2 protein-coding genes are annotated in these 1,148 nt (G+C 69.3%); both read right to left on the bottom strand.

What is annotated here, in order from left to right:
* Window positions 1–435 (bottom strand): class I SAM-dependent methyltransferase (locus Q4E95_RS05690; RefSeq protein WP_303382395.1); only part of this gene is annotated, 435 nt, incomplete at its 3' end.
* Window positions 432–1,148: glycosyltransferase family 4 protein (locus Q4E95_RS05695; protein WP_303382396.1), on the bottom strand; the 717-nt coding region annotated here is incomplete at its 5' end. The genes Q4E95_RS05695 and Q4E95_RS05690, both read right to left, overlap by 4 nt.

Raw genomic sequence — 1,148 nt, forward strand, 5'->3', positions numbered from 1 at the left:
GGTGGTGAGGATGGCCTCCACATCGTCCTGGGTGAGCACGTCCAGAACCGCGCTGCAGGTCAACAACAGCGTGCCCGGGGTGGGATGCTCGGGGAGATGGTTCGCCAGGGCCGCGGGCAGCTCGGACAACTGCGTCACGATGGTGTGCGCGTCCGCCAGGTGCCGGGTTGCGATCTCCAGGGAGGGCTCGTGGGCGTCCACGAGTAGCCAGTGAATGCTGCGATCGGGCAACCGAGGGGTCAGATGCTGCCGGAACCACGCCGCCGATTTTCCGGTGCCGGCACCCAGATCCACGACCGTCAGGGGGGTCCGTCCAGTGGGGTCCGCAGCCAGGAGGGCCTGCGCGGCACGGTCCAGGAGGGGCAGGGATTGTTGCCGAGCGGCGTCGTCGAACGGTACGCGAGCCTCGAGCCAATCCTGGGCGGCGCCAATCATTGCGGGTTCCTCTCACTCGGTGACTCGGTTGCGGGGCGGGCTTCACCCGAAGCCACGGCGCCCAGTAGTGCGCGGGCGGTGTCATCCCAGGTCCGCAGGCCCGGGCGATACCTCACGGCGGCATCGCGCAGCCGCTTGCGATACTCGGTATCCGTCAGCCAGCAAGTCAGCGCCGTCACCCACTGCTCCCGCGCCAGGGGCAGAGCTCGGCCCGCGGCGAGCGCCTCCTCGGCCCCCGTGTTTGCGCTCACCAGGGCGGGGATCGCAGCGGAGGCGGCTTCCGTGACGACCATCCCGTAGGTTTCCCGGCGGGAAGGCAGCAACAACAGATCCGACGCGGCCAACAGGCGGTCGATGGCCTGCGGGTCCAGTTCACCCGCAACGCTCACACTGTTCGGTGGTAGCGCGGCACACGCCTGGGCGAACCGTTGGGTGTACGTCGGATCGGTTGGGGGCCCGGCAAAGGTGCAGTGCCATCCATCCACCCCGGCCTGCGCGAGCGCGCCCAGCACTCGCACGAGGAACAGCTGATTCTTGTTGTCCTCCAGGGCGCCGATACATACCAGATGCGATCCGGTCGCGGTACCCGCCGCGGGCTCACGCGGTGTGACGCCCGGTGCGGCCACGGCGGCGTCCAGGCCGTACAGGTCGCGTATTTGATCGGCGGCGTGGTGGCTGGTCGTGACGACGGCGCTCGCGGCCCTCAGGTTCGC

It is taken from the genome of Kocuria sp. (assembly GCF_030536815.1).
Taxonomy (GTDB): Bacteria; Actinomycetota; Actinomycetes; order Actinomycetales; family Micrococcaceae; genus Kocuria; species Kocuria gwangalliensis.